The 23,264-nt window shown below is 67.4% G+C and carries 22 protein-coding genes and 1 tRNA gene; 14 read left to right on the top strand and 9 right to left on the bottom strand.

What is annotated here, in order from left to right:
- Positions 1-303 precede the first annotated feature (303 nt).
- Positions 304-1,653: a tyrosine-type recombinase/integrase gene (locus tag NP4_RS20370; RefSeq protein WP_068000064.1), complete on the bottom strand. Its 1,350-nt coding sequence runs from the start codon at positions 1,651-1,653 to the stop codon at positions 304-306.
- Positions 1,654-2,131: 478 nt separating this feature from the next.
- Here NP4_RS20370 and NP4_RS20375 point away from each other — a divergent pair, with 478 nt between their 5' ends.
- From NP4_RS20375 to NP4_RS20410, 8 genes are all read left to right on the top strand, one after another.
- Positions 2,132-2,335, top strand: a complete 204-nt coding sequence (locus NP4_RS20375) for a hypothetical protein (RefSeq protein WP_114755636.1) — start codon at positions 2,132-2,134, stop codon at positions 2,333-2,335.
- Between the two features lie 142 nt (positions 2,336-2,477).
- Positions 2,478-3,620, top strand: a complete 1,143-nt coding sequence (locus NP4_RS20380; protein ID WP_082876056.1) for a DNA cytosine methyltransferase — start codon at positions 2,478-2,480, stop codon at positions 3,618-3,620.
- Between the two features lie 83 nt (positions 3,621-3,703).
- Entirely contained in the window at positions 3,704-4,120 is a 417-nt protein-coding gene (locus tag NP4_RS20385) for a very short patch repair endonuclease (protein WP_068000068.1), read from the top strand.
- A gap of 79 nt (positions 4,121-4,199) precedes the next feature.
- Positions 4,200-5,027 carry a DUF998 domain-containing protein gene (locus NP4_RS20390; protein ID WP_082876041.1) on the top strand — a complete coding sequence of 276 codons (828 nt, stop codon included), beginning with the start codon at positions 4,200-4,202 and terminating at the stop codon, positions 5,025-5,027.
- 116 nt (positions 5,028-5,143) lie between these two features.
- Positions 5,144-5,905, top strand: coding sequence for a maleylpyruvate isomerase family mycothiol-dependent enzyme (locus NP4_RS20395; RefSeq protein WP_068000071.1), 762 nt, complete (start codon positions 5,144-5,146; stop codon positions 5,903-5,905).
- A gap of 244 nt (positions 5,906-6,149) precedes the next feature.
- The gene (locus NP4_RS20400) at positions 6,150-8,012 is read left to right on the top strand and encodes an ABC transporter ATP-binding protein (RefSeq protein ID WP_245997846.1); all 1,863 of its coding nucleotides are present in this window, start codon (positions 6,150-6,152) and stop codon (positions 8,010-8,012) included.
- Positions 7,966-9,912: an ABC transporter ATP-binding protein gene (locus NP4_RS20405; protein ID WP_082876043.1), complete on the top strand. Its 1,947-nt coding sequence runs from the start codon at positions 7,966-7,968 to the stop codon at positions 9,910-9,912. The genes NP4_RS20400 and NP4_RS20405 overlap by 47 nt, the downstream gene beginning before the upstream one ends.
- A gap of 152 nt (positions 9,913-10,064) precedes the next feature.
- Positions 10,065-10,613 (top strand): putative glycolipid-binding domain-containing protein, encoded by a 549-nt coding sequence (locus tag NP4_RS20410; protein ID WP_255285529.1) that lies wholly within the window; start codon positions 10,065-10,067, stop codon positions 10,611-10,613.
- A gap of 16 nt (positions 10,614-10,629) precedes the next feature.
- Here the strand turns inward: NP4_RS20410 and NP4_RS20415 are convergent, their stop codons facing one another.
- Positions 10,630-11,568, bottom strand: a complete 939-nt coding sequence (locus NP4_RS20415; RefSeq protein ID WP_068000073.1) for a prephenate dehydrogenase — start codon at positions 11,566-11,568, stop codon at positions 10,630-10,632.
- Between the two features lie 58 nt (positions 11,569-11,626).
- Here NP4_RS20415 and NP4_RS20420 point away from each other — a divergent pair, with 58 nt between their 5' ends.
- From NP4_RS20420 to NP4_RS20430, 3 genes are all read left to right on the top strand, one after another.
- Positions 11,627-12,163, top strand: coding sequence for a tRNA adenosine deaminase-associated protein (locus NP4_RS20420; protein ID WP_068000075.1), 537 nt, complete (start codon positions 11,627-11,629; stop codon positions 12,161-12,163).
- A 4-nt stretch (positions 12,164-12,167) separates the two neighbouring features.
- Positions 12,168-12,623: a nucleoside deaminase gene (locus tag NP4_RS20425; protein WP_373863851.1), complete on the top strand. Its 456-nt coding sequence runs from the start codon at positions 12,168-12,170 to the stop codon at positions 12,621-12,623.
- Between the two features lie 65 nt (positions 12,624-12,688).
- Positions 12,689-12,779, top strand: a tRNA-Ser gene (locus NP4_RS20430).
- Positions 12,780-12,869: 90 nt separating this feature from the next.
- Here NP4_RS20430 and NP4_RS41050 read toward each other — a convergent pair.
- The gene (locus tag NP4_RS41050; protein ID WP_068000079.1) at positions 12,870-13,070 is read right to left on the bottom strand and encodes a tyrosine-type recombinase/integrase; all 201 of its coding nucleotides are present in this window, start codon (positions 13,068-13,070) and stop codon (positions 12,870-12,872) included.
- 591 nt (positions 13,071-13,661) lie between these two features.
- Between NP4_RS41050 and NP4_RS41055 the strand changes: the two genes are divergently transcribed.
- Complete coding sequence (locus NP4_RS41055; RefSeq protein ID WP_068000081.1) at positions 13,662-13,868, top strand: hypothetical protein; 207 nt, start codon at positions 13,662-13,664, stop codon at positions 13,866-13,868.
- A gap of 311 nt (positions 13,869-14,179) precedes the next feature.
- Here the strand turns inward: NP4_RS41055 and hppD are convergent, their stop codons facing one another.
- The 5 genes from hppD to NP4_RS20465 all read right to left on the bottom strand — a co-directional run bounded on the left by hppD (position 14,180) and on the right by NP4_RS20465 (position 17,956).
- Positions 14,180-15,316 carry a 4-hydroxyphenylpyruvate dioxygenase gene (hppD, locus tag NP4_RS20445; RefSeq protein WP_068000082.1) on the bottom strand — a complete coding sequence of 379 codons (1,137 nt, stop codon included), beginning with the start codon at positions 15,314-15,316 and terminating at the stop codon, positions 14,180-14,182.
- Positions 15,313-15,855: an EF-hand domain-containing protein gene (locus NP4_RS20450; RefSeq protein WP_082876045.1), complete on the bottom strand. Its 543-nt coding sequence runs from the start codon at positions 15,853-15,855 to the stop codon at positions 15,313-15,315. The genes hppD and NP4_RS20450 overlap by 4 nt, the downstream gene beginning before the upstream one ends.
- A gap of 72 nt (positions 15,856-15,927) precedes the next feature.
- A complete protein-coding gene (locus NP4_RS20455; RefSeq protein WP_068000085.1) occupies positions 15,928-16,734 on the bottom strand; it encodes an alpha/beta hydrolase in 807 nt (268 codons plus the stop codon).
- A 304-nt stretch (positions 16,735-17,038) separates the two neighbouring features.
- On the bottom strand, positions 17,039-17,242 hold the full coding sequence (locus tag NP4_RS20460; RefSeq protein WP_147287957.1) for a DUF6374 family protein: 204 nt from the start codon (positions 17,240-17,242) through the stop codon (positions 17,039-17,041).
- 39 nt (positions 17,243-17,281) lie between these two features.
- Positions 17,282-17,956, bottom strand: coding sequence for a TetR/AcrR family transcriptional regulator (locus tag NP4_RS20465; protein WP_068000090.1), 675 nt, complete (start codon positions 17,954-17,956; stop codon positions 17,282-17,284).
- Positions 17,957-18,065: 109 nt separating this feature from the next.
- Between NP4_RS20465 and NP4_RS20470 the strand changes: the two genes are divergently transcribed.
- Positions 18,066-19,874 (top strand): hydroxysqualene dehydroxylase, encoded by a 1,809-nt coding sequence (locus tag NP4_RS20470; protein WP_245997847.1) that lies wholly within the window; start codon positions 18,066-18,068, stop codon positions 19,872-19,874.
- Between the two features lie 42 nt (positions 19,875-19,916).
- Positions 19,917-20,852, top strand: coding sequence for an LLM class F420-dependent oxidoreductase (locus tag NP4_RS20475; RefSeq protein WP_068000092.1), 936 nt, complete (start codon positions 19,917-19,919; stop codon positions 20,850-20,852).
- A 54-nt stretch (positions 20,853-20,906) separates the two neighbouring features.
- Here the strand turns inward: NP4_RS20475 and NP4_RS20480 are convergent, their stop codons facing one another.
- Positions 20,907-23,207: an MMPL family transporter gene (locus NP4_RS20480; protein ID WP_068000094.1), complete on the bottom strand. Its 2,301-nt coding sequence runs from the start codon at positions 23,205-23,207 to the stop codon at positions 20,907-20,909.
- Between the last annotated feature and the right edge of the window lie 57 nt (positions 23,208-23,264).

Genomic DNA, 23,264 nt, shown 5'->3' on the forward strand with positions numbered 1-23,264 from the left:
GCGCGCGGTGTCATTCGAGATGGTGGGGCCGGTGGCCGCTGCCGGCCCCCGTCTTGGTCATCACCTACGCCCCACGTCGATGGTCCATGCCGGTCGCTGGTCACGTTACACCCAGGGCAGAGGGGTTGAGTTGTGAATAGTTGTGGACGACAAGAGTATTCGCTGACCGATCACCGCTGTGTCCGGTCGCGGACAGCCCAGGTGCGTGTCGAGTAGAATTGCCCCACCCTCCTCGAGTTATCTCCCATTTCTCTTGGTTGGGTTGGTTGGGCCCCGTCGACCTCGGTCGGCGGGGGCTTTGGGTTATGCCGCGGGGAGGGCGGGCAGGGTGGTGGTGTCGATGCCGAGGAAGGCGTCGAGTTTGTTGAGGGCGTCCTGGGCGACGGCTTGGCCTATGTGGGTGTAGATCATGGTTGTGGCCACGTCGGTGTGGCCGAGGATCATCTGGATGGTTTTCGGGTCGACTCCAGCTTCGTGGAGCAGGGTCGCGGTGGTGTGGCGGGTTTCGTGGACGAGTAGGTCTGCGGGAAGTCCGGCCAGTTCGGCGCATTCCTTGTACAGCACCCAGCCGTAACGTGGTGGCAGGGGGCGGATTTCGTCGGTGTAGCGGGGGTCGATGAAAACAAGATTGTGTGGATTGTCCGGGCGGCCAAGGGTTTTCTGCGCCTGGAGCATCAGGAATGCGTTCAGTTGCGGGGTAGCGGGGAGCATACGCATACCGCCCTGTTTCGGACGGGTCAGAAACAAACTGTCCACCAAATGACGATGCTCGTAATCCAGGGGGAAGTCGAAATAGCCCTCGGGGCAGGCGAATCCGCGCGCCTTGCCGCACGGCCAGGTTTCGTCCGTGTGCTGGGGGCCGCACCCGTGCTTTTTGGAATGCGATTGGAGTTGCCATTCGAAATCCAGCCAGCCGCCGGTGCCGTCGGCGCGATCGGACAGCTGTACCCGATCCCACGTCAGGCCGAGCACCTCGCCCAGCCGGACGCCGGTGAACAGCAGGACCGCCAGCGCGACGGTGTAGGGATGCCCGTGCTGATACGTGGTGCGCAGCAACAGCTTCGCGTTGTCGGCGGCGATGGCGCGGCGTTTGGCGTCGCTGGGATCCGGGGGCGTGGCCTGGTCGACGACATTGCGGTCGACCTCGTCGCGGTCATAGGCGTCCTGAAAGGCGGTGTGCATCACCCGATGTGCGAGCCGGGCGGTCGAGATGCCGTTCCAGCGGCCCTTGGATGTGGTGCGCACGCGCACGACGATCGCGTCGTACATCGCGTTGATCTCGTCGACCTTCAGCTCGCGTTTGCGTCGCTCGCCGAGCAGGGGCCTGATGTGCGCGTTGACGACCGACTCGTAGCCGACGAAGGTCTTGGGGGTGCAGCGGCGTTTGGCGATGTTCTCGAGCCAGTAGTCCAGCCAGCCGTTCACCGTGGACTTGTCGACCGCGGTCGGCAGGCCCCGGCGGGCGCGTTCGACCTTCTGGCGCAACTTCTCCAGCGCCTCGTCGTAGTCCTTGGCGTAGGCCTTCAGCCGAACCGGGCCGCCCGCTGCGGGATTGGGATTGCGCTGCGAGGCCGCGTAGACCCCGCGCTTGGCGTCCCAGCGGATCGACACCGTGCCCTTCGGCGCGCGCGTCTTCGTGGTGGTTCTGCTCACCGGGCGTTTCCTCACAACGTTTTCGGAACGAGAGCCGGGCCCGTACGGACCGTCGGAAACTGGTTGCAAACCGCTACTGGTCACAAGCCACTGGTCACAATAACTGGTCACATCAGGATGCATGCAACTGCTTCACATCCCATAAAATCACAGCCATGAGCTGGCTATGCAACAAGTGACACCCGTGGGATGTGGGCTCTCAGCCCGGCGTCCATCTGACTACGGATCAGAAGGTTGGGCTTCACATTCGCCACCCATCCACACCCCCGGGTCCTTCCGAATAGTAGTTCGGTCGTGCGTACGGATCCGTCTGCGCCGGAAGGGAAACGTGTGTCACGCCGGAAACTCGCGAGGAGTTCTGCAAGGACCCGCAAAGGTATACAACGGTCCTCGAGGACAACGTGATCGCCATCAAGGGAAACTCGAGCCCGACTGTTACGTCGATGTCGAGCCGGAACGCCGAAACAAGTTCAACTGCTTGACCGCAGAGGGGTTGGCCGAATTCTTCGAAACGAAGGCGAAAGCGTTCATCAGGATCACCCAGGAGGATCAGGAGCGCGACAAGGCGAAGGAACCGGCCTGGTTGCCCGACGAGGTCTGCGGCAAGTATCCGAAGATGACCAAGAAGCCCTACCGGAACTGCTTGGTCCGAGAAGGTTACGAAGAGGAGTTCGAGGACTGACTCCGGCGCACCCGCCGGTCGATCAGGTGTCGATCGCTGACTGAACCCACCGGCTCGAGTAACGTGCTTGCGCGGGTCGCGCACGGTGGATGTGGATCCGGTTCGGGACTCGGGCGAAAGGACTGGTGTGACGGGCGCGCGGATGGTCGGGCTGTTCGCCGGGATCGGTGGACTCGAGCTGGGCCTGTCCGCGCACGGGTGGGAGACCGAACTGCTGTGTGAGATCGATCCCGGCGCGGGGGCCGTACTGGCCGCGCGGTTCCCCGAGGTCGAATTGCACAGCGACGTCACGAGATTGCGGGCCCTGCCGTCGGGGACCGATCTGGTGGCCGCGGGATTTCCCTGTCAGGACCTGTCCCAGGCCGGGCGCACGGCCGGAATCACCGGCGCGCGATCGGGTTTGGTGGACGAGGTGTTCCGGCTGGTGCGACGTCGGCGCGGGCCGCGCTGGCTGCTGATCGAGAATGTGCCGTTCATGCTGCAGCTGGGGCGCGGGCAGGCCATGCGTCACATCACCGCCGCGCTCGAGGAACTCGGATACACCTGGGCCTATCGGGTGGTGGACGCGCGGGCGTTCGGTCTGCCGCAGCGCCGACAGCGCGTGCTGATGTTGGCCTCGCGCACCGAGGATCCGCGACCGGTGCTGTTCGGGACCGATGCCGGGCCGCGCACGGTCGGCGACGCGGGCGCGGATCCGTGCGGTTTCTACTGGACCGAGGGTGTGCGCGGACTGGGCTGGGCGGTCAATGCCGTGCCGACGCTGAAGGGCGGCTCCGGTCTCGGAATCGCCAGTCCGCCCGCGGTTCGCCTGCCGTCGGGTGAGATCGTCACCCCGGGGATCACCGATGCCGAACGGCTGCAGGGCTTCTCGCGGGATTGGACGACGCCCGCACTGGACGCCGCGGGCGTGCGGTCGGGACATCGATGGAAACTGGTCGGCAATGCCGTGAGCGTCCGCATGGCCACCTGGATCGGCGGACGGTTGGCCGCCTCCGCCGACGCCGCGCTGCCCGACGAACTGCCGCTGTCGGGTCAGCCCTGGCCGGGCGCCGCGTGGGGCCGGGACGGGCAGGCCTATCGGGTGCCGGTGTCGACCTGGCCGGTCCATGAGCCGTATGAGGATCTGCGCTGGTTCCTCGACGACGCGCGGCTGCTGTCGGCTCGGGCCACCGCCGGATTCCTGCGCCGGGCGGCCCGCGGCACTCTGCGGTTCCCGCCGGGATTCATCCTCGACGTTGAGAACCATCTGCATCGAATGGGAGGCTTTCCCCGCGAGGCGGCCTGAGCCTCACGAAGACCTCACATTTCGGCCAGCACACTTGTGGAATGGGAACATTTCCACGGCCGAACACGCTGGACAGGACGTGTATGACCGCCGGACGACCGACCACCGACGCGGCGACCAGCGCTCGAATGTCCCGTCAGCGACGCACCGGCACCGCCCCGGAGACGGCCCTGCGCAAGGAGCTGCACCGCCGCGGCGCGCGCTTTTTCGTCGATCGTCCCCCGCTGCCCGGACTGCGGCGGCGCGCCGATCTGGTCTTTCCGCGCCGCAGGGTCGCGGTGTACGTCGACGGCTGTTTCTGGCACAGCTGCCCGCGGCACGCCACCCATCCCAAGAACAACGCCCAGTGGTGGGCCGAGAAATTGGCCGGGAACGTGGCCCGCGATCGGGACACAGATGCGCGGCTGGCGGCGGCCGGGTGGCTGGTGGTTCGGATCTGGGAGCACGAGGACGCGGGCGACGCGGCCGATCGAGTGCAGGCGGCATTGGCCGGTCGGTAGTTCATGATGGAAAGGGAACGCACGCTGACCGTCCGACCAGTCTCAGGTCGGGGCCCACGAGACCGCAGGGACGAGGGCAATGACGTCGAGCGAGGATAGCCGCGCGGCGGTGGCCGTTCTGGAACGACGGACACCGCCCGGACATCGCCGTCCCCGGGTGCTGCGCTGGTCTATCGCGGCGGCCATCGCCCTTTCCGGACTGTGTTATTCGTCCTGGGTGCTGGAGTTCGTGCTGCCGCTGGGGCTGAATCCGGTCACATCGTTTCTGAGCGAACTCGATGCGGTGGGCCGCCCGTACGGCTGGGTGTTCTCCACCGCGGACACCATCACCGGCAGCTTGGCCCTGGCCGCGGCGCTGGCGGGGCTGTTCGCCTTCTCGCGTCGGCCGCTGTCGACCGTGGCCTGGGTGGCCCTGGGATGTTTCGGCGCCGCCACGATCGCGGACGCGCAGTGGCCGCTACGGCCGTGCGCCGACTGCGGTTCCGACAGCGGTCTGTTCCCGCAGCTACATCAGGTGCACGCGCTGACCAGCACGCTGGCGGTGACCTCGATCTTCGTGGCGATGATTGCCTTCAGCCTGGCCGCGTTCCGCTATCGGCGCTGGCCGATCCTGCGGCATTCGGGTCTGTGGATTCTCGTATTGGGTTCGGCCGTGACGACCTGGATGCTGATCGCGGACAATCTGCCCGGCAACTACGCGCTCGGCATCGCCCAGCGGATCCAGGTCGGATCGATGTCGCTGTGGCTGATCGCGCTGGCTGTGCAGATCTGGGTGGCCGAGCGTGCGCTCAACGACGACGAACCCGCACGGCCACCAGCGATCGCGGCGCCGAGGACGCGAGCGCGCCGGAGACGGCCATCGCGGCGAACACCGCCAGCATCAGGCCCAGGACGACAACTTCGATGATCATGCTCATGGATCCAGACTGACGGTCCCGGCTGGCAGGGGTCCGTGTCGATGATCGGAAAAACCTGAGAATCCGGTGGGACGCGCGGCGGTCTCGGTGAGTAATCTCGACTTCCGTGACCAGCGACACGCCGGAACCCATGCTCGACACCGTCGACCGGGCCACACAGCGCCTGTTGAACGCTGTGGACAAACTCACCGATGACGATGTCCCCGCCCCGTCGCTGCTGCCCGACTGGACCCGCGGCCACCTGCTGGCCCATCTGGCGCGCAATGCCGACGGCCTGCTGAATCTGCTGCTGTGGGCGCGCACCGGCATCGAAACCCCGCAGTACGCAAGCCAATTCCTGCGCGATTCCGATATCGAGAACGGCGCGCCGCGCCCGATCGCCGAACAGCTCACCGATCTGCGCGCGGCCTCCGACCGCTGGCTCGCCCTGGCGCGCACCATGCCCGCCGATCGTTGGGCCTACGAGGTTCGCGCCCGCACCGGCAAACAGCTCCCGGCCTCGGCGATACCGTGGCTTCGCCTGCGCGAGTTGGAGATCCACCACGTGGATCTGAATATCGGCTACACACCCCAGGACTGGCCCGCCGAGTTCGTCGCCCGCATGCTCGCCGAGCGGGTCGCCGGCCTGGACCACGCGGCCGCCTCCAACCGCCCCGCCGATGCCAAGCCGATGACCACCGATCCGGCGCATCCGGCTCCGCCGAGTTTCGTCCTCGAGACCACCGACACCGGCTATTCCGCGACGATCGGCCCCGCGCCCACGGCGACGATCACCGGACCGTCCTACGACGTACTGGCCTGGCTCATCGGTCGTTCGGACGGCGCCGACCTCACCGGCGAGCTGCCCACCCTGCCCGCCTGGTTGTGAATGAGGGCTGGTCCACCGTTCATGGACATCGACCATTGACCCGATCGGGTGCGACGAGGCCGTAATCCAAACAACCCGCGCCCGCTCGAGCGGCACGGACCACTTCGACATCGGGTGACGAAAAATCGGTTGGCGGGAGCCGCGGTTGCTGGCAGCCTGGAGGTCCATACCCCAGGTGCGCGCCGCACGACCACGTTCGATGGGTAGGGGATCGAATCCTGCTAACGACGAAGGGGGAGAACTGTTGTCCGTCGCCCTGGCGGGAGCCTCGTCCGATGCGGAGGCCGACAGTACCCGGCGGCCGGAACCGCCCCGGGTGTCTCGGACCGGTCCGCTGAGCCGGCTGTGGCCCGATATCCGTTGGTACCGCTACGCGCTGTTCGGCAGCGCCGCCCTGTCCTGGACCGGCATGCTCTGCGATATTTTGCTGCCGGTGCTGACCGGGCGCATCGTCGACGGCCCGGTCGCGCATCGCGATTTCGCCGGTGTGTGGGGGCCGATCGCGCTGGTGACCCTGCTCGGTGTGATCAGCACGATCACGGCCTGGTCCCGGCGCTGGATCATCGCCCGCCCGGCCGCCCGGCTCGAGGTGGATCTGCGCGGCAAGCTGTTCCACCGGTTGCAGACGCTGTCGGTGGGTGCACACGACGGGATGGAGTCGGGTCAGCTGACCTCGCGCGCCATTACCGATATGTCCACGCTGCGACGGTATTTCGCGTTCGTCGCACCGTCGCTGGTGTCGCTGATCGGCGGTCTGATCGTGGGTCTGGGCCTGCTGTTCGTCTTCAGCTGGCAGATCGGTCTGGTGCAGTCGGCGATCGCGGTTCCGTTGGTGCTGCTGTCGCTGCGGTTCGAGCAGGAGTACGGCCGCGCCTCGCGGCGCGCCCAGGATCAGTCCGGCGATCTCGCGACCACGGTCGAGGAGTCGGCCCAGGGCATCCGGGTGCTGAAGGCGTTCGGGCGCGGGCCGTGGTTCGGTGAGCGGTTCCGCGCCCAGTCGCGGGTGCTGCAGGGCCTGGAGATGGACAAGGTGCGCCTGGCCGCCCGGTTGTGGACGGCCCTGAACATGCTGTCCGGCTTGGGTATTGCCGCGGCGCTGGCCATCGGCGGCTATCTGTTGGTGCAGCAGGCGATGACGCTGGGCACGCTGGTCGCGGGCATCACGCTGGCCACCTTCCTGCAGTGGCCCATCATGGGCCTGGGATTCCTGCTGGCCGAGCTGAATCACGCCCGCACCGCCGCCGAGCGGTACTGGGAGATCATCGACACCCCGGTCACCATCGTCGATCCGGAGCGTCCGGTGCCGCTGCCGCGCCCGCTGCGCGGTGAATTGCGGTTCGAGAACGTGCGTTTCCGTTTCCCGGACGCCGAACGCGATCTGCTGCACGATGTTTCGCTGCGGATCCGCCCGGGGGAGACGGTCGCGGTCGTGGGCGCGACCGGCAGTGGTAAATCCGCGCTGCTGGGCCTGGTACCGCGACTGTTCGATGTGAGTTCGGGTGCGGTCACCGTCGACGGGATCGATCTGCGCGATGTGCCGCTGGCCGAATTGCGCACGGTGGTCTCGGTGGCCTTCGAGGATCCGGTGCTGTTCTCGGCGAGTGTGCGGGAGAACATCACGCTGGGCTATCCGGACGCCACGATCGAGCAGGTCCGCGCGGCCCTCGAGGTGGCGCGCGCCACGGAATTCGTCGACGAGCTGCCGTGGGGTCTGCGCACCCGCATCGGCGAACAGGGACTGAGCCTGTCCGGCGGTCAGCGGCAGCGTCTGGCGCTGGCCCGCGCGGTGCTGAACCGGCAGCGACACGCGGGCGGGCATCTGGTGGTCCTCGACGATCCGCTCTCGGCGCTGGACGTCACCACCGAGGAGGAGGTCCAGACCCGGCTGCACACCGCGCTGGCGGGCGCGACCGTACTGCTGGTGGCCCACCGTCCTTCCACCGCCGCCTGGGCCGATCGGGTGGCCGTGCTCGACGGTGGCCGCATCATCGCCGACGGCCCGCACGAACAACTGCTCGAAACCTGTCCGCGCTATCGCGAACTGATGGGAGGTGACCTCGATGACTCGACCGCAGCAACCGAATTCGCCGCAGAACGGCAGCGCTGAAACCGGCGCGCTGGCGGTTCGGGAACCGGCCGCCGCCCAAGAGGATTCGTTCGAAACCGAGTGGCGCGGCGTCGCCGCCGAGGAATCCGAGGCGACCGAGGCGGTGAATCTTGCCCTCGCGGCCCGCTCGCGGCGGCTGCTGTGGTCGCTGGTGCGGCCGTATCGGGTGGCCGCGCTGTGGTCGCTGGTGCTGATCGTCATCGATAACGCCGCCATGGTGTCGGCGCCGCTGTTCGTCGCGCACGGCCTCGACACCGGCGTGGGCCGGGCGACGGCGGGCGACTGGGCGCCCCTGATTCTCGCGGTCGGCGGCGCGACCGGCTGCGCGCTGCTGGGCGGGCTGACCACCTTCCTGTTCCTGCGGATCTCCGGTCGGCTCAGCCAGCAGGTGCTGTTCGATCTGCGGCTGCGGGTGTTCACCCACGTGCAGCGGCTGTCGATCGCATTCCACGAGAACTACACCTCGGGCAAGATCGTCGCGCGGCTCACCAGCGATCTGGAATCGCTCGAGGATCTGCTCGATCGGGCGCTCAACGACGCGTTGAGCGCGGTGCTGTCGGTGGGCACGATCGCCGTCATCCTGCTGTATCTGGATGTTCCGCTGGCGCTGGTGGTGCTGGCCGGATTCGTGCCGCTGGTCTACGTCACGCGCTGGGCGCAGCGGCGGCAGCGGGCCGGATATCGGCGCACCCGCGGCGCGATCGCGAAGGTCGTCGTGCACTTTGTGGAGACGATGGGCGGCATCCGGGCGGTGCAGACGTTCCGGCGGGAGCGGCGCAACGAGACCATTCTGGCCGATGAGGACTCCGAATATCGCGAGGCCAATGCGGCCGCGCTGCGCGGTATGGCGAGCTATATCGGCCTGGTGCGGTTGATCAACAACGCTTCCACGGTGGTGATCCTGGTGGTCGGCGCGTGGCGAGTGATCCAGGGCGACACCGCGATCGGCGTGCTGGCGGCGTTCCTGCTGTATCTGCGGCAGTTCTACGGACCGCTGGACGAGCTCGCGCAGGTGTTCAACTCCTATCAGTCCGCGGCCGCGGCGCTGGAGCGGATCTCCGGTGTGCTCGAGGAGCACCCGACCGTCGCCGAGCCCGGCGCGCCGACGCGGGTCGAGCGGGCCCGCGGCGAATTGCGAATGGCGGATGTGCGTTTCGAGTATCCGCCGCGAAAGACGCAGGGCGATGGGGAGATCGACGGCGCATCGGCGAAAAAGTCTGTGCTGCCGCTGTTCTCGCTGACCATTCCGGCCGGACAGGTAGTGGCGCTGGTCGGGGCCACCGGCGCCGGTAAATCGACGCTGGCCAAGCTGATCGCGCGGTTCTACGACCCCAGCGGCGGGGCGGTCCGCCTCGACGGTGTCGATCTGCGGGAGATCTCCGATACCGATCTGCGCCGCAATATCGCGATGGTGACCCAGGAGGCGTATCTGTTCTCCGGTTCGGTCGCCGACAACATTCGGCTGGGCAAGCCCGAGGCCACCGATGCCGAGGTGCACGCGGCGGCTCGCGCGGTGGGTCTGTACGAGTTCGTCATGTCGCTGCCGGAGGGGTTCGAGACCGATGTGCGCAAGCGCGGCGGCCGGTTGTCGGCCGGGCAGCGTCAGCTGGTCGCGTTCGCGCGCGTATTCCTGGCCGATCCGGCGGTGATCGTGCTGGACGAGGCCACCTCGAGCCTCGACATCCCCGGTGAGCGGCAGGTGCAGCGAGCGCTGGAGACCGTATTGCACGAGCGCACCGCGGTCATCATCGCGCACCGGCTGTCCACGGTCGCCATCGCCGACCGCGTGCTGGTCCTCGAGGGCGGTCGCATCGTCGAGGACGGCAGTCCGGCCGAATTGATCGCCGCCACGGGCCGTTTCGCGACACTGCACACCGCGTGGCGGGAATCGCTGGTGTAGTGGAACCGGATGTGAGCAAGGCAGTGCTCTCCGCGGCGGCGGGCGTCACCTACGGTAGAGGGGTGAGCAATCCAGCCCAGGGCAATTCGGCGGCCGCCCCGGAGAGCGGTCCAGGCGGGGACGCGCCCGCGGAAACGTCGCGCTGGCCGGCGATTCTCACCTGGCGGGCGCATAACGCCTCGCGTATGGAGTCGGTGCGAGTGACGCTGTCCGGCAATCGGATTCGCGCCTCGGGCCGCATCATCGCCGGTGGCTGCGAGGATCACCCGGCCTTCAGCGCGTCCTACGACCTGATCACCGACGAGAACGGTATGACCAAGCGGCTGTCGCTGCGCAGTACGGTCGCGGCGGGGGAGCGGCACGCCTCGATCGCCCGCGATCAGGAGAACTACTGGCTGATCGACGCCGGCGGCACCCATGTGCGCTCGACCTTCGGCGGCGCGCTGGATGTCGATGTGGTGCTGAGCCCGTTCTTCAACACCCTGCCGATCCGCCGCTACGGTCTGGCCCATGCCACCGAGGACGTCCACGTGCCCGTCGTCTACGTGCGACTGCCCGATCTGCTGGTACAGGAGGCCAGTCTCACCTACTCCAGCGGGCCCGACGGCATTCACGTGCTGTCGCCGGTGTCGAGCGCGACCGTCAAGGTCGACTCCGACGGTTTCCTGCTGGACTATCCGGGCCTGGCCGAGCGCATCTGAGGCCGACCCGTATTACTCAGAGGACGCGGATGACCCCGCCGCGCTGTCCGGCCTCGCGCAGCCGCTCCAGCCAATTGTGGTCGCCGGGCCGGATATCGGTGATGTCCCAGCGCCGGAGCGTGTCGTAGCGGTCGCGTTCGCTGTATCCCGCGTCGATGAGCGGGCCGAGGGTGTGGTCGGCGGCCAGGCGGTCGCGGGCATCGGTGAGCAGGCGCAGGGCGTCGTCGAGGGCCTCGAGCAGGGCCGCGGAATTCGGTTCGCAGATGGCCCGGACCAGATCGGGCGCGGTGGCCGCGACCCGGGTGCCGTCGCGGAAGGAGCCCGCGGCCAGACCCAGCGCCAGATCGCCGCCGCCCGCACCCGTGACCGCGAGGGCCTCGGCCAGTACATGCGGCAGATGTGAGATCCGCGCGACGGCGCGATCGTGTTCGGCCGCGATCACCGGCACCACCACCGCACCGCAGTCCAGGGCCAGTCGCGCGACCCGCGACCACGGTTCCACCTGGGTGCCCGGATCCACCCCGACTGCCCAGGCCGCGTCCCGGAACAGATCCGAAGTCGATGCGGCCCAGCCGGATTCGGAGGTCCCGGCCATCGGGTGGCCGCCCACGTAGTGCGCGCCGAGTTCGTGGCGGTGCACCGCGGCCGCGACCGGCGCCTTCACACTGATCACATCGGTCAGCGGGCAGCCGGGCGCGAACTCCTTGATATCGGACAGAATCGAATCCAGCGCGGGCATCGGCACGCCGATCACGATGAGCGCGTCCGCCGCGGCGGCCCGCCGCAGCACGGCCGCGATATCGCCGTCGACGTCGAAACCGTCGGCCCGCGCGGCCCGCACGCCCGCCTCGGAACGGTTGTATCCCCAGGCCTCGTACCCGGCGTCGGTGGCGGCGCGCAGCACCGATCCGCCGATCAAACCCGCACCCAGCACGCAGACCGCCGATGTCTTCATCGGACCAGATTCGCATACGACTTCAACATTTCCGCTCAGGCGGACTACCGTTGCGGCCATGGCACAGCGCTCGAGCACCAACAGGGCGACGTCGGACGAATACGACGACGTAGAAGGCTTCGCCGTGGCGGTTGTCCACGAAGAAAGTAAATGGCGATGCAGCCCGCTCAGCCCAGCGGCTCTGACCAGTCTGACCGTGGCCGAGAACGAACTGCGCGAGCTGCGCAGCACGGGCGCGGTATTCGGACTGCTCGATGTGGACGATGAATTCTTCATCGTGTTGCGACCGGCTCCGACCGGAAGCCGACTGCTGCTCTCGGATGCGACGGCGGCCATCGACTACGACATCGCCGCGGAGGTTCTCGATGCGCTCAACGTCGAGATTCCGGATATCGACCCCGACGAACTCGACGATATCGAGCCCTGGGAGGAAGGCGATCTGGGCGTACTGGCCGATCTCGGCCTGCCCGAACCGGTACTCAGTGTGATCCTCGCCGAAACCGATCTCTACCCCGACGAGCAGCTCGGCATGATCGCCCAGCGGCTCGGTTTCGCCGATGAGCTCGCCGCGGTCCTGGACAAACTCCCGCGCTGATCCGGTGCTCTCCGACGAGGATCTGATCCGCGCGGCGCTGTCGGCGGCCGCGGCCGCCGACCCCCGCGACGTCCCCGTGGGCGCGGTGGTGTTCGACGCCTCCGGCCGGGAGTTGGCGCGCGCCGCCAACGCCCGCGAGGCCACCGGCGACCCCACCGCCCACGCGGAGGTCCTGGCCCTGCGCCGCGCGGCCCGGGTACACGGCGACGGCTGGCGTCTCGAGGGCGCGACGCTGGCGGTCACCCTGGAACCGTGCACCATGTGCGCGGGCGCTCTGACCCTGGCCCGCATCGACCGCCTGGTCTTCGGCGCCTGGGAACCCAAGACCGGCGCCGTCGGCTCCCTCTGGGACGTGGTCCGTGACCGACGTCTCAACCACCGCCCCCAGGTCCGCGGCGGAATCCTCGAATCCGACTGCGCCGCAACCCTCGACGCCTTCTTCCGCACCCACCGCCCCTGACCCCTCCCCACCCCGCCACCCAGCCGATTTTCAGATCCCAGGGTCCGTCCGGTAAAGTCACCACCGGTGGCGTGTCCGAGCGGCCTAAGGAGCACGCCTCGAAAGCGTGTGTGGGGTAACCCCCCACCGAGGGTTCAAATCCCTCCGCCACCGCCAAGAGCCCTTGGCCTGCTGTTGCAGGTCAGGGGCTTTTCTCATTGCTCTAGCAAGCCTGGCAAGACCGGGTTTCCCAACGAATTCCCAACATCAGGCCGCGTAGGCGGCGTGCATCGGCTCGGCGGCCAGGTCCGCGTACACCCGCAGCGTGATCGCCGGATCCTTGTGGCCGAGCATTCGCGCCAGCGCCAGCACATTCACGCCCGCTGAGACGGCCAAGCCCGCACAGCTGTGCCGAAGATCGTGCGGAGTGATCTCCTGGACCTTCACCTGGCAAGAACTTCTCGGCATCGTCCGGATGCCGCAACACATTCGAAGCACCACCCCTGAGGAGCGAAGTTTCCCGACTGCCGCCGAAGAGCCAGGGGCAGGGTGCGGTTTCTGGCTACGAGTGGGCCACCAGCGACGATCGGATGCGTCGTAGAGTCGCCCGTGCCTCGCTGGTCGGTTCCCCGCAGACCGGCCTTGTCGTGCGGCACTCGCTGAATCCGGTGTGGCAACCGATGGTGCTCGGCCGACCGCATGGCGTCGATGAATGCGTCTGTTGCGGCGTCGGTCTCGTTGATCGCCGCAAGCACTTCGCCGGCTGTGACGCGTTCGATCATTCGCCACTGTGGAGCGGAAGGGGTCCCGGCGGGGATGCCCGCGAGTCGACCCGCTTCGGCTGTCCGACCTGTTCCCAGCAAGCCTCGTATCTCGATTCCATGCCGTGTGAACGGCTGAAACAGCAAGCCGCTGTGTGTATTTCGCTCCAGCAAGTGTCTGTACTCTCAGCCTGAATCCGCACGAAGAGTTCGCTATCCCATCAGGTTTCGAGGCGCCGGCCACGGTGGGGCCGGACCATGAATGTTTCGACCGTTCGAGTGCCCATCCGCTTCGAGAATGGGCTCGGACGATCCGAACGACTATCCCTATTACGACCACTGCGCTTTCGATCCGGGTCCGCTCATGGCAGAGCAGGCGCACCGGTTGTTGCAGATTCACCTGCACAACGACTCGGTGCGGTGCAGACAGAAGCGTGCGGCGCTGAACACCCTGGAGGCTGCCGGGCGCTTGCATCGGGCAAGGCGATCGGTGGCCGCATCATGAGCGAGGCGCGGCGGCTTCCCCGGCGCGGCAAGCTCGATGCCCGGCAACTCGCAGAGGCCGAAGCTATCTTGCGGGAGGCCAGCAGAGCGGATCTGGAAACTCTGTCGCGTGTGGCTGCCGCACTACGCGAGCAGACGGGTCAGCCTCGTCGCCGAGCCGAGATCGACGGCGTGGTCGCCCGGTACTGGGCAGCGCACCCGGAGCGTCGAGGAGAGGGTTGGGCCAGCCCGGACAGCTCGGCTCGAGAGCCGCGCTGAAACCCCACGTGGCCTGCGGTTTTCGTGGCGCTTCGCCCCCTGATTCTCCTTGCATCACAAATTCCCTCGTAGGTCCTGCTCTCGCTCGATCGCCTGGAACAACGCCGCAAAGTTTCCTACTCCGAACCCCTGCGACCCATGGCGCTCGATCAGTTCGAAGAATCCGGTGGGCCGGTCTTGGGGAGGGCGGGTGAGGATTTGGAGGAGGTGGCCGTGTTCGTCTCGGTCTACCAGAGCGCCTCGCCGGGCCAGTTCGGGGATGGGCGTGGTGATGGGGCCCAGACGGTCGGAAAGGCGCGGGTCCTCGTAGTAGGTGTGCGGGGTCGGAAGGAATTCGACGCCGCGGGTGCGCATGGCGTCGATTGCGGTCAGGATGTCGTCGGTGGCGAGGGCGACGTGCTGGACACCAGGGCTGCCGTGGAACCGGAGGAATTCGTCGACCTGACTGTCGCGGACGGATTCGGCCGGTTCGACCACCGGGAATTTCACCCGTTGTCGCGGGTCGGCGACCACCCGGGAGCGTAGGGCCGAATATTTGGTGGAGATTTCTCCGTCCACGAATTCCGCCATCGTGGCGAAGCCGAAAATGCGCTGGTAGAAATCCACCCATTCATCCATCCGGCCCGCTTCCACGGCCGCGACACAGTGATCGACGGCGTGGAAGTAGGGGGCGGGGGCGCCCGACATGGCGAATCTCCTCGCCGAGTAGCCGGGCAGATGGACGCCGCGGTAGCGGGACCGGTCGACGAATGTATGCCGGACCTGCCCGTAGGCCGCGATCGACGCGAGCAGCACCGAACCGTCCCGGTCGCTCGTCCGATGCGGTTCGACCAGACCGCGTGCGCCTCGAGCCAGCGCATGCTCGTAGGCGGCACCGACATCGGTCACCTCCAGACCGACGTCGATCACGCCGTCGCCGTGGTGATGAACGTACTCACCCAATTCCGTCCCGGGCCGGGCGGCGCCGGTGACCACGAAACGTGCCGCGCCCGAACGTAATACATACGAGCACTCGTCCGGACTGCCCGTCTCCGGGCCCCGATAGGCGACCGGATTCATCCCGAAGGCGGTGGCGAAGAAATGCGCGGACTGGAACGCGTTGCCCACCGCGAACACGATTGCGTCGAAACCGCGTACATCGAACGGATTTCTCGGTCTCGTTGCCGCGGCGGCCGGGGACGGGCTGCTCATGCCCCGACGAGCAGATCGGCGATCGGGTCCTCGGCGGGGCTGGTGTAGTACCGGCAGATCACCTCGGCCCATTCCGTCGCGGTGATCGCACCGGTTCCCGAGGTGTCGAGCTTGGCGAACATCGCGGCGGCGTTATCGGCGTCGAAACCGATCAATCGCATGTAGGCGGCGTATTCGGCGCGGTCGATCAAACCGTCGTCGTTGCGATCGCAGATCGCGGCCATCGCCTCGGCATACGGTCGCAGATAGGCCATGTTCGCCGCGGGATCGGTGACTGCGGCGAGGTATTCGTCGATATCCACCACTCCGTCGCCGTTGTTATCGGCATGGGCCGACAGGCCCTGCCAATAGCCCTGATGCGACTCCCGCACGGCCCGCGCCTTGGCCGAGGTTGGCGGCTCGCCCAAGCCGGTGATGATTCGCTCGGCCAGCATATGGAAATCCGATTCCTCCAGCACCCCGTTGTGATTGGCGTCCAGCATGTCGAAGCGGGTGCGGATCCTGCTCGAAAGGGCATCGCTCACAGCGTTATCGCTCATGCTTCCGATCACCTTCCCTGAGTGGAGTGAAGCGGACCACAGCGAAGTCCATCATATAGAACCGACCGGTTGTTAGTCTCGGCATTGCTGTCCGGCCACCTCGCGCACAGTGTCGGCGATGGCCCGGAAATCCTTACGGAGCAGGGCTCCGTGATTGCTGGGCACCTTCGCGGCGATCCGAATGCGAGGATTGCGCGCCACCACGGCGTCGAGCCCGGCGCGGATTCGCTCCTGCTCATCGCCACGGCTTCCGAACGACGTCCCAGAGGCGACGACATAGCGCACCGGGACGGCGATGCGGTCCAGCACCGCGCCCAGTTCGCGCTCGCGGGAGAGTTTGCCCAGTTCGATATTGCTCTCGGCCTGCTGCGTGGCGCTCATGCGCGGGGTCAGACCGGTCGGGCGCAGCAGTGGCATGAACCAGTTGAGCCGTTTGAACAGCTTGCGGATGCGCTGTTCCATGGCCGCGTCCAGCCAGTCGAACGGGAAACCGCCGTCGACCAGGACCGCGCCCACAGTGCGATCGGGATTCCGCTCGGCCCAGTGGGCGGCGACGACCGCACCGTAGGACCAGCCCACAACCAGCGCCCGGTCCACGCCCCGGGCGGCGAGTACGGCATCCACGTCCCGCACGGCGGCCTCGAAGGAGTAGTCCGTCGAACGCCTCGACTTGCCGCGCGCCCGCTCGTCGTAGGTGATGTGCCGGAACTCGGAGCCGAGTTCGGCGCGGACCCTGCGCCAGTAGCCCTGGGTGGCGAACTGGCCGTTGAGGTAGATCACGGGCAGGCCGGAACCTCCGGTGTCGGTAACGGCCAGGGCCGTATCGTCGACCGGCACCATGCCGGTCCAGGCTGCGTTGGTCGAGCGAGCGTCGAACATGGTGGTACTCCTTGGGTTCGATCCGGGGTTCGGCGGATGGCCTGTGAATACAGTCGCCGTACCGGCTGACACGAACCTGACAGCGGCCTGATGCCCCGGCTTATATCGCGCTCGTCCGGGACGCGCGCAGCGAATCCGGTTGTGTGACAGCCACGTCAGCTGTCGCCCGGCAGCCGATGGGCAAGTGCCCCTCACCGGGTGGTCAGGTGAGGGGCACTTTCGCGGGGCCACGGGAGCGGCGATCGCTCGTACGCGGGAAATGGGCTGCGGGAGTAGGCGATCGGGCTCGGGCGTGGCCGTTGGTTCAGGCGACCTCGGAGCGGTGGTGCTCGGAGCGGTGGTGTTCGGTTAGTTCGGTGAAGATGCGCAGGCCCTCGGCTACCTTGCCGGAGAGGATGTTGAGCTGTTCGGGGCCGAGTGGGTCGCTGGTGGCCGCGGCCGAGGCGAGGCGGTCGCGGACCTGCTCCAGCCACAGTTGCGCGAACTGGATGTGGCGGTCGGGAGGCATGCACCGACAGTACCCGAATTCGAACATCAGTTCGAGTGTTCAGTGGTCGTGTCTTTCGGTGAGTTCGCCGGAGTAGAGGGCGCGCAGGCCCGCGGCGGCCAGGGCCGTGCAGTGATCGACGAGGCCGGACATGGGAAGGTCGAGGTGGCCGTCCTGTTTTTCGGTGATGACCTGCTGCAGCATGCCGACCACGGCATGGGAGTAGATCTCGATCGAGGCGTCGGGCGCGGCATCGGGCCGGGCGCGTCGGGCGGTCTCGGCGACCAGTTCGGCGAAGCGGCGCAACGATTCCCGCATACGGCCCTCGGCCTGGGCGGGTGCGGGTTCGGCGAAGACGATGCGCAGTTTGCGTCGATCGGCGGCCAGCGCCTCGAGGAAGGTGCCGATGCCCGCGCGCAGCTTCCGATCGCCCGCGGCGGGTTCGGCGGCGACGGCCGCGGCCACCGCGTCGAACAACTCACCCACTACCGCGTCGAAGACGGTGACGAACAGTTCCCTTGTGCCCGCGAATGATTCGTAGAAGTAGCGATCGGTGAGTCCGGCCTCCCGGCAGACATCCTTGACGCCGGTATTGAGCACGCCCCGGGCGCCGAACAGCTCATAGCCCGCCCGCAGCAACTGCTCGCGCCGCGCCGCCACCCGCAACTCGGCATCGATACCGCCGTAGCGCCGCCTGGGTCGACGCCGGGGCGAGTCCTCGGCGGGTTCGGGCACCCGGAACTCCTTCCCTGTGGATTCTCCTCGCCATTATCCAGCGAGCGACCGCATACCTCTGGTAAATATGACTATCGTAATCGTCAGATTTGAAGCAAGGCGGGTCGGGGTGACGAAAGAGCTTGGGGGACAGCCGCTGTCGCGGCGAACACTGCTACGCGGCGCGGCCGCCGCGGGTGCGATCGGATTGACCGGCGGCACGACCGCGCAGGCCACACCGCTTGCGGGCGGCCGTCGGCGCAACGGCCCGGCGCGCAATCGGGTCGCGGTGCTGGGTGCGGGCATCGGCGGGCTCACCGCCGCGCACGAACTGGCCGAACGAGGTTTCGAGGTCACGGTTTTCGATCGCAAGGAACTCGGCGGCAAATCCCGAACCATCGGAGTGCCGGGCAGCGCCGCCGGTGGCCGCGCGGCGCTCCCGGGCGAGCACGGCGCCCGCGGCTTCACCTCGTTCTATCACCACGTGCACGACACCATGCATCGAATTCCGGTGCCGGGCAACGCCAACGGCGTCTACGACAATCTGGTGCCGTTCTCGGTCGGCGATCCGCGCTATCCCCGCACGGACAATCTGCCCGACGGCTTCCCGCTCATGTTCGGCTTCTACTTCGACCCCAGGGAACTGCTCACCCCGCAGGGCTGGCAGCGCGTGCTGGTGGAGATGTTCACCAGGGGCCGCGCGATACCGGTGCCCGAGGCGATATATCTGGCGAGCCGCCTGGTCGCCTATCTGACCTCCTGCGAGGAGCGTCGCTTCGGTCAGTGGGAAAACGTCGCGTGGTGGGATTTCGTCGGCGCCGCAACGCGTTCCGCGGAGTACCGCAGCCTCGCCGCGACCGGTCTGACCCGGGCGCTGGTCGCCGCGAAGGAGACCGTCGCCAGCGTCCGCTCGATCGGCAATATGGCCGAGGCCTTCCTGATCGCACTGCTCGCCGAGGCCACCGGCGGGCCCAAGGTGTATGAGGTGCTCAACGGACCCACCAACGAGGTGTGGCTCGATCCGTGGATCGCACTGCTGCGTGGCCTGGGTGTGGAATTCCACACCGGCCACGAGGTCCAGGGTTTCGACCTCGACGGCGGCAGCGTCGCGGGCGTGCGCATCCGGCAGCCCAGCGGCGCGGTCGCGCGCGTCGAGGCCGACTGGTACGTGTGCGCGGTGCCGACCGATCGCGCCCGCGCGCTCTGGTCGGCGGAGATGCGGCAGCTGGATCCCGCGCTGGCCGCGATGGACGGGCTGTTCGTGGACTGGATGAACGGCCTGCAGATGTTCGTCACCCAGCCGCTGAACCTCGGCCACGGTTACAACATCTACCTCGATTCGCCCTGGCGGCTGACCTCCTATACGCAGAAGGCGTTCTGGCCCGGCGATTACGCGGCCAAGTACGGCGACGGCACGATCGTGGACGGCCTGACCATCGATATCGCCGACTGGGACACTCCGGGCGCCCTGTTCGGCAAACCCGCGAAACTGTGTACCCGCGAGGAGATCTACCGCGAGACCTGGGCCCAGCTGACCGCCGCGCTCAACGACGACGGCGCGGTACAACTGCCCGACGGCATCGTGGCCGATTGGATGCTCGATCCCGGCATCACCTGGTCCGGCGACGCGAATCACAACGACGAACCGCTGCTGGTCAACACCATCGGTTCCTGGCAGAAGCGGCCGACCGCGACCACCGCGATCCCGAATCTGTTCCTGGCCGCGGACTATGTGCGCACCGATTTCGACCTGGCCACCATGGAGGGCGCGAACGAGGCCGCGCGGCACGCGGTGAACGCGATTCTGGACTCCTCGGGTTCACCGGCCCCGCGCGCCCGGCTGTTCACCCGGGAGACGATCGCCGCTCTGGATCCGTTGCGCCAGGCCGATGCCGCCCGCTACCGGGCCGGTCAGCCGAATCTGTTCGATATCGGGTGACCTGCTGCCGGACGGAAAGATTCCAGGACTAGCGTGGGGTGGGTGGAACTACGGATCTTCACCGAACCCCAGCAAGGCGCAGATTACGACGACCTCCTGCGGGTCGCGAAGACGACCGAGGACGCGGGCTACGACGCGTTCTTCCGCTCCGACCACTATCTGAAGATGGGCGGGGTCTCCGGACTGCCCGGCCCGACCGACGCCTGGATCACCCTGGGCGCGCTGGCCCGCGAGACCTCTCGGATCCGGCTTGGCACCCTGGTCACCGCCGCCACCTTCCGACATCCGGCGGTCACGGCCATCTCGGTGGCCCAGGTCGACCAGATGTCCGGCGGCCGAGTCGATTTCGGCTTCGGTTCGGGATGGTTCGCCGATGAGCACACCGCCTTCGGCATTCCGCTCTACGAGGTGAAGGAGCGGTTCGACCGCTACGCCGAACAGCTGGAGATCATCACCGGTCTGTGGGAGACGCCCGCGGAGCAGACATTCTCCTACCGCGGCAAGCATTTCCAGCTGGTCGACGCGCCCGGACTGCCCAAGCCCGCGCAGCGCCCGCGCCCGCCGGTGATCATCGGCGGCGGCGGTAAGAAGCGCACGCCCGAGCTGGCCGCCCGCTTCGCGCAGGAGTTCAACCTGCCCTTCGCCGATTCCGCCACCGCCGCAGCGCAATTCGATCGGGTTGCCGACGCCGCCCGGGCGATCGGCCGCGATCCGGGCGAGATCGTCCGGTCGGCCGCGCAGGTGCTGTGCGTGGGTCGCGACGATGCCGAGGTGGCTCGCCGCGCCGCGGTCATCGGCCGCGAGGTCGAGGAACTGAAGGGCAACGGCCTGGCCGGTACGCCGGGCGAGGTCGTGGAGAAGATCGAGCGCTACCGAGAGGCGACAGGCATCACCCGCCTGTATCTGCAGGTGCTGGATCTCGCCGATCTCGATCACCTGGAACTGGTCGCCGCGGAGGTCGCGCCGAAGCTGGGCTGAGGAATGCGCTCGGCCCCGCAGTCGAAACGGCTGCGGGGCCGAGCCTTTCACATCTCAGCCGATCGAAACGGGTTCCTTGCTGCGCGGTTCGCGCAACTCGTGCAGCCGCGCGCCCTCCACATCGATATCCGGCACGATCCTGCTCAACCAGCCCGGTATCCACCACGCCGCCCGTCCCATCAGCACCAGCAGCGACGGGATCAGGATCATGCGGACCAGGAAGGCGTCGAACAGCACTCCGACCGCGAGCGCGAAACCCATGGACTTGGCCGTGACATCGGATTCCAGCAGGAACGAGCCGAACACCGAGATCATGATGATCGCGGCGGAGGTGACCACGCGCACGCCGTGGTGATAGCCCTTGATCATCGCCTGGGTCGGCGGTTGGCCGTGGACGTACTCCTCGCGCATGCGGGTCACCAGGAAGACCTGGTAGTCCATGGCCAGGCCGAAGACCAAGCCGATCAACATGATCGGCAGGAAGCTCACGATCGGGCGCGGTTCGTCGATCAAGCCGAAGGCGCCCTCCTGGAAGATCAGCACGGTCGCGCCGAAGGTCGCGGCCATCGACAGCAGAAAGCCCAGCGCCGCGGTCAACGGCACCAGCACCGACCGGAACACCGCGATCAGCAACAGGAACGCCGCACCGGCGACGATCGCCAGATACGGCACGATCTTACTCAGCAGCGCGTGATCGACATCGGCGTAGATCGCGGTGAGACCCGTTATGCCGTAACTGATTCCGAACTGCGACCGCAGTCCGGCCTCGGCGTCGCGGGCATCGCGCACCAGATCCTTGGTGTCCTGATTGTTGGGGCCGGTCTTGGGCACCGCCATCAGCAGCGCGCCCTCGCCGTCCTGGCTGAACTGCGGTTCGGTCACGTAGTCCATATCCGAATATCCGGCGAGCTTGTCGCGCAGGGCGTTCACCGCCGCCTGTCGCTGCGCCGGATCGACCTTCGTCAGATCGGCGACCACCTGCAGCTTGCCGTTGGCGCCCTCGCCGAAGCCCGCGGTCTGCAGATCGTAGGCCTTGCGAATCGTGCTGGTCTTGGGCTGGCTGTCGTCGCCGGGCAGGCCCAGTTGCAGATGCAGCGCGGGCGCGGCGAGCAGTCCGAGGACCACGATGGCCAGGACGAGGGTCAGCCAGGGCGCGCGCCCGATCACGCGGGCGACCCGCTCACCGTTGGTCATCGTCGAATCGTCCTCGGGATCGTGCTGGGCGATCACGGGCAGTTTCGGTTTGAACAGGAAGCGGCCGAACGCGCCCAGCAGTGCGGGCATCAGTGTGATCGCCGTCAGCACCGCGAACGCCGCCGCGATCGCGCCGCCCAGGCCCATGAAGGTGAGGAAGCGAATGTTCACGATTGCCAGTCCCACCAGTGCGATGATCACCGTGGCTCCCGCGAACACCACGGCCGAACCGGCGGTCCCCAGCGCGGTGCCCGCGGCCTCCTCGCCCGAATCATGAACGGCCAGTTCGTGTTTGTAGCGCGAGACGATGAACAGCGCGTAGTCGATGGACAGCGCGATACCGATCATCGACGCGAGGAAGGTGGTGAAGCTGGGCACCGACAGGAACGAGGTGCCCAGGAAGATCACCGACATGGCCGCGCCCAGCCCGACCAGTGCGGTGATGATGGGCACGAACGCGGCCACGATCGCGCCGAAGGCCACGATCATGACCACCAGCGCGACCGCCATGCCGATCAGTTCGGCCTTACCGCTGGGCTGCTGCTGTTCCATGGCGATGGTGCCGCTGAGTTCCACCGTCAGGCCCGCGCGCCGGGCATCGTCGGCGACATCGTAGGCGGCCTTGCGATTGTCGGCGGTGACGTCGGTGACCGCCTTGATGTTGAACGGAACGCTCAGCACCGCAACCGCATCCGGGTCGGTCTTGTTCAGCACGTTCAGCGGCGCGCTGCTGCATTTGGAGAGGTAGGCGGCCGTCGTGCGGTCACCGGTGAGACAGCCCAGCTGTTCGGCGGCGGCCACCGGGTCGGCCAGCGGCTTCGAATGATCCACGATCGCCAGGCCGCCGAGTTTGCCGATCAGTCCGTCGATGGCCGCGCGAGCCTCCGGCTGGGTCAGTTTCTGCCCGGCCGGCGCGGCGATCACGTAGGTGCCGGTGACCGCGCCGAACTCCAGCGACTTCGACATACCGGGGAAATGCCGGTCGAGGATGTCGGTGGCCCGCTCCGAGGGGAGATTGGGCATGGTGAAGTCGTTGTTCATCGGCTTCTGCAGCTTCGCCCCCAATCCGCCCAGGATCAGGAACAGCAGCACCCAGACGGGCAGCACGATCCATTTGCGGCGAAACGCGAACTTGCCCCACCGGTACAGATAGACGGACACGGCGTCTCCTAGCGGTCGCGGATTCGAGCCTGGAGAACAACACGTCCGAGTCTGCTG

The sequence above is a fragment of the Nocardia pseudobrasiliensis NBRC 108224 genome, from assembly GCF_001613105.1.
GTDB lineage: Bacteria > Actinomycetota > Actinomycetes > Mycobacteriales > Mycobacteriaceae > Nocardia > Nocardia pseudobrasiliensis.